General features: G+C 71.0%; 5 protein-coding genes. 3 read left to right on the forward strand and 2 right to left on the reverse strand.

Translation table 11 applies throughout. The features are described 5' to 3' along the window. Positions 1-111: 111 nt before the first annotated feature. Both ACIBEA_RS44135 and ACIBEA_RS44140 read right to left on the reverse strand, forming a co-directional pair. Positions 112-459, reverse strand: a complete 348-nt coding sequence (locus tag ACIBEA_RS44135; protein ID WP_399270150.1) for a hypothetical protein — start codon at positions 457-459, stop codon at positions 112-114. A 43-nt stretch (positions 460-502) separates the two neighbouring features. Further along, positions 503-1,306 (reverse strand): polysaccharide deacetylase family protein, encoded by an 804-nt coding sequence (locus ACIBEA_RS44140; protein ID WP_399270152.1) that lies wholly within the window; start codon positions 1,304-1,306, stop codon positions 503-505. A 147-nt stretch (positions 1,307-1,453) separates the two neighbouring features. On the opposite strand from ACIBEA_RS44140, the gene ACIBEA_RS44145 reads away from it, so the two are divergent. The 3 genes from ACIBEA_RS44145 to ACIBEA_RS44155 are packed head-to-tail and all read left to right on the forward strand — an operon-like array spanning position 1,454 to position 4,423. Continuing rightward, positions 1,454-2,155: a response regulator transcription factor gene (locus ACIBEA_RS44145; protein WP_399270154.1), complete on the forward strand. Its 702-nt coding sequence runs from the start codon at positions 1,454-1,456 to the stop codon at positions 2,153-2,155. 16 nt (positions 2,156-2,171) lie between these two features. After that, positions 2,172-3,743 carry a sensor histidine kinase gene (locus ACIBEA_RS44150; protein ID WP_399270156.1) on the forward strand — a complete coding sequence of 524 codons (1,572 nt, stop codon included), beginning with the start codon at positions 2,172-2,174 and terminating at the stop codon, positions 3,741-3,743. Positions 3,744-3,769: 26 nt separating this feature from the next. Continuing rightward, complete coding sequence (locus ACIBEA_RS44155) at positions 3,770-4,423, forward strand: maleylpyruvate isomerase N-terminal domain-containing protein (RefSeq protein WP_399270158.1); 654 nt, start codon at positions 3,770-3,772, stop codon at positions 4,421-4,423. Positions 4,424-4,791: the final 368 nt, after the last annotated feature.

Consider the following 4,791-nt stretch of genomic DNA (forward strand, 5'->3'; position numbering starts at 1 on the left):
TGCAGGGGGGACCCTGTGGGAGAGTAGGACGCCGCCGAACAATTTTTCCGGGAAAGCCCCGCACCTTATGGTGCGGGGCTTTTCTGCGTTCCGGGCCAAAACCGCTGCGTCCTACTGCCGCGGTCGGCGGGAATGCCAGCGCGCATCGTCCGGCTGGCCGGGCAGAGGCACGGTGGCCAGCCGGTAGCGGGCGTCCAGCGCGTCCAGCTCCGCTTGTCGTGCGGCCCGGACGCGCTCGGTGAGTACGGGCCAGGCCGCCGCGAGCCAGCGCCGGCAGCGGAGCTCGTCCTCGTACTCCCAGACGAGTTCGGGGTCGAACCCGTCCTCGGCGTCCTGCACCCACGCCTCCCACGCCTCCAACGCGGCGTTGAGCGTCAGCGTCCCGTACAGCGCCGTCAGACTTCGGCTCGCGCGGTGCACCGACTCGTAGTCATCCGCGTCGAGCGCTCCCACATCCATGGGCACAGCCTCGCAGCCGTGGCCCGCGCGCGGTTCGCGTGGGTCAGGGGTGGTAGACGGCGCCCGGTTGGGGAGCGGCGGGGGCCAGGAGCTGGGGGACGGTGACGAAGACGAAGCCGCGGGAGCGGAGTTCGTCGATGATCCTGGGCACCGCGGGGACCGTGCCGTCGTAGATGTCGTGGAGCAGGATGATGCCGTCCCGGGTGGCCTGCTTGAGTATCCGGTCGCCGATGAGCCTCGTGTCCGTCGTGGCGTAGTCGCTCGCGGTGGCGTTCCACAGGACTTCCGACAGGCCGAGGGACCGGGTGACCGCGTGCACCTTGTCGTTCGTGCGGCCCTGGGGCGGGCGCATCAACGTGGGGGCCTTGCCGGTGACGTTCTTGATCGCCTCCTGGGTGCGGCCGAGTTCGTCCCGTATCTGTTCGGTGGACAGCTCGTCCAGGCGCTCGTGGCTCCAGGTGTGGTTCCCGATCTCATGGCCCTCGGCGGCTTCTCGGCGGACCAGATCGGGGTGCGGTACGACGTGGTTCTTGCCGAGGAGGAAGAAGGTGGCGTGGACCTTCTTCTCCTTGAGGATGTCCAGGAGTTGGGCGGTGTGCGGGCCGGGGCCGGCGTCGAAGGTCAGCGCGATGCACTTCTCCTTGCGGCAGTCCACCGCCGGCGTGCTGCCGTCCGCCGCGGCGCCGCCGCGCGCCTCGGCCGGGGTGGTGCGCCCCTGGCCGCAACCGGTGAGGAGCGCGCCGCTCACCACCAGGCCGAGGGCCGCGGCCGCGGCGCGGCGCCGGCCGGTCCGGCGGCTGCGGGGCGGGGCGTCGGAGGGGAGGGGACGGCGGGGTGTGCGGAGCATGGGAGGGCGTTCTCCTGGTCTGCTGACGGATCGGGGGGTCGGTCGTGCGACCGGCCAGCAGAGTGCGGGAGTCAGCCCAAAGATGTCCTGAAGATCCTAAAGATCACCTTCAGGAATCAGGACAAAGCGCATGCAAGTCTTGGGTGCATGAAAGAGATCCTGGTCGTCGAGGACGATCCCCAGCTCGGCCCCGCGCTGCGCCGCGGCCTGACCGCGGAGGGGTACCGCGTCGAGCTCGTGGCCGACGGGAGGGCGGGGCTGGAACGCGCCCTCACCGGCGACCACGCGGTGATCGTGCTCGACCTCATGCTCCCCGGCCTGAACGGCTACCGGATCTGCGCCGCCCTGCGCGCCGTGGGCGTGGACACGCCCGTGCTGATGCTCACCGCGAAGGACGGCGCCCACGACGAGGCCGAGGGGTTGGACACCGGTGCCGACGACTACCTGGTCAAGCCGTTCTCCTCGGTCGTCCTCCTCGCCCGGCTCCGTGCCCTGCTGCGCCGGGGCGGCGCGGGCGGTACCGACGACCGGTCCGTCCTGCGCGCGGGAGACCTGTGGGTCGACCTCGCCGCTCGACGGGCGGGCCGCGGGGACTCCGAACTCGCCCTCACGCCGAAGGAGTTCGCGATCCTCGCCTGCTTGATGCACACACCGGACCAGCCGGTGTCGAAGGAGGCGATCCTCGACGAGGTGTGGGACCCGGCCTACACGGGCGGTACCGCCATCGTGGAGGTGTACGTCTCCGCGCTGCGCAAGAAGGTGGACGCCCCCTTCGGGACGCACACCATCGAGACCGTCCGCAGCTGCGGCTACCGCCTCGACACCCGTCAGGAACGCCGTGCCGGCTGACCCGCACCGCACGCGGATGTCGAATCCGGTGCGCCTCTTGCGCCGGCTGTCCACCCCACTGCGTACCGCGCTCGTGGCCGGGCTTGCCGCCCTGGTCCTCTTCGGCATTGGCGCCTGGTCGTTCCAGCGGTACCTCTATGACGCGGTGTACGACGAGACCGACCAGCGTGCGCTGGAGCTCTCGCTGCGGTTGGCGGCCCAGGCGGCCCGGGGTTGGAAGGACGGCCCGCCCGCCCTGGGCGACGGGCCGTTCGTACAGATCGACCGGGACGGCCGCGTCATCACCGGGTCGGGAGGGGCCACGTACCTGGCGGGCCTCACGTCGCTGCTTCCGCCGTCGCCCCCGGACCCGCCCGGACACCGGGCCGTGGGCAATCCCCACACCCATACCGTGCGGCTCGGCGAAGTGGACGAGAGGGAACGGTCGCGCTTCCACCTCCCGGACGGCAGCCTGCGCAGCGCGGGCGGGTATCCCGTACCCGTGGAGCAGAGCGCGCATGGGGAGGCGCACGGCCTCTCCCACCGGAGCCTCTTCGTGGTCAGCATTCCGGTGATCACCCCGGCGGACGGATGCGAGCACCCGACCGAGCCCGACGGCTCGTGTCGGTCCACCCTCTACGTCCTCGTACCGCCGTACGTAGCCGAGTACGTCTCTGACGCGCTCACCGCGCCTCTGGCCGCGGGCGTTCCCGGCGCCGCTCTCGTGGTGGCCACGACGGCGTGGGCCGCCACCCGGCGTTCACTGCGCCCGGTCGACGCGATGCGGCGCGAGGTCGCCGAGATCACCGACGACAGCCTCGACCGCCGGGTGCCGGTCCCGGAAGGCCGTGACCCGATCCGGGCACTCGCCAGGACGACGAACACCACCCTCGACCGCCTGGAGGACGCTGTCGAGCGCCAGCGCCGCTTCGTCGGTGACGCGGCCCATGAACTGCGCTCCCCCCTGGCCGCCCTGCACTACCAACTCGAAACCGCACTGGAGCACCCCGACAGCATCGATCCGACGGAGGTCCTGGAGGGAGCCCTCGTCGCCACCCGCCGGATCCACGGCCTGACCGAGGACCTGCTCCTGCTGGCCCGCCCCGATGGGCCGGCTCCACTCTCGCTGGTCGACCTCGCGGGGCTGACCCGTGAACTCGTCCTGGAGTACCGGGATCTGGGCCACCCCGTCAGCCTCGACCCGGGCCCGGAGCAGGCGCCGGTCCGCGGTGACGGGCTCCAGCTGCACAGGCTGCTGCGCAACCTCCTCGACAACGCCGTACGGCACGCGCACACCGTCGTGGTCCTCACCGTCGCCGTCACCGACGACGGAGGTACGTTCACGGTCACCGTCCACAACGACGGCACCGCCCTCACCCCCGACGAATGCGAGCGGGTCTTCGAACGCTTCACCCGTCTCGACGAGGCCCGCACCCGCGACGCCGGCGGCAGCGGCCTCGGGCTCGCCATCGCGCGGGACATCGCACACCGGCACCGCGGCACCCTCACGGCCCGCCCGGCCGTCCCGGCACCCGGCACCACCTTCACCTTGCGCGCCCCCGCGGCGCCGTCGCCGGGCGGGTCGACCGGTGAGGAAGCCGCGCTCTGAACGCGGGGCGCTGTTAGGTTGCGGGCGTGGACGACTTCTCGCGGTCCTGGACGGCGTTGCGGGTGGCGGTCGCCGAGCTGGCGGACGAGGACTTCGCGCGGCCCTCCGGCTGCGCGGGGTGGCTCGTGCGCGACCTGGTGTGCCATCTGGTCATCGACGCCCAGGACGTGCTGATCACACTGGTCACCCCTGTCGACGCGGAACCGACCCGGGACGCGGTGACGTACTGGGACCTCGTCGAGGCCCCGACGGGGCAGGACCCGCTCGACGCGTTGGTCGTCCGCCTCGCGGCCGCCTATGGGGAGTCGTGGCTGCTCAAGTTCCACCTCGACGACGTGGGGTCCGCTGCCGGCCGCGCAGCTGCCCTGGCCGACCGTGCGATGCGGGTGGGAACCAAGGACGAGGTCCTCACCGCGGCGGACTATCTCCGTGCGTACGTCCTGGAGTGGACCCTGCACCACCTCGATCTGATCGCGCACCTCCCGGACGCCGCCCAGCCGCCGCAGGAGGGCCTCGCCAGCTCGCGCGCGCTGCTGGAGGCGATCGCGGGCGAGCCGTTCCCGCCGTCGTTCTCCGACCGGGCAGCTCTGCTGATCGGCACCGGGCGCCGGTCCCCGACCGCTGAACAAGCCGCCGAGCTGGGCGGACTGGCGGGCCGGCTCTCGTTCGTACTGGGCTGACGCCGGGCCCGGCCGCCGGCGTACGCGGGGGCGTTGACACGGGAGTGGTGGCTGGGTAGAGTCGAACGGTTGCCTCGAACTGGACAAGTTCGGCAGCGATGGTTTAGAGTCTGACCGCCCCCCTCCCATGGAATTGAATTCCATCAGGGGTGCACTCCGCTCTTTTTCAGTTGTGAACGCCGGGAGAACCGGTCCGAAACTTCTGATAGAGTCGGACTCGCCGGAAAGGGAAACGCGAAAGCGAAGAACTGGAAAGCAAAACCCGCTTCGACCGGGAATCGGACACGAAAGAGTCTGATAGAGTCGGAAACGAAGAACGAAGCCCGGAGGAAAGCCCGCGAGGGTAAGTACAAAGGAAGCGTCCGTTC

The organism is Streptomyces sp. NPDC051555 (assembly GCF_044454405.1).
In the GTDB taxonomy this organism is placed as follows: domain Bacteria; phylum Actinomycetota; class Actinomycetes; order Streptomycetales; family Streptomycetaceae; genus Streptomyces.

Coding starts and splice junctions, on each gene's coding strand:
- ACIBEA_RS44135 (WP_399270150.1), bottom strand. CDS start 459: ATGGATGTGGGAGCGCTCGACGCGGATGACTACGAGTCGGTGCACCGC.
- ACIBEA_RS44140 (WP_399270152.1), bottom strand. CDS start 1,306: ATGCTCCGCACACCCCGCCGTCCCCTCCCCTCCGACGCCCCGCCCCGC.
- ACIBEA_RS44145 (WP_399270154.1), top strand. CDS start 1,454: ATGAAAGAGATCCTGGTCGTCGAGGACGATCCCCAGCTCGGCCCCGCG.
- ACIBEA_RS44150 (WP_399270156.1), top strand. CDS start 2,172: ATGTCGAATCCGGTGCGCCTCTTGCGCCGGCTGTCCACCCCACTGCGT.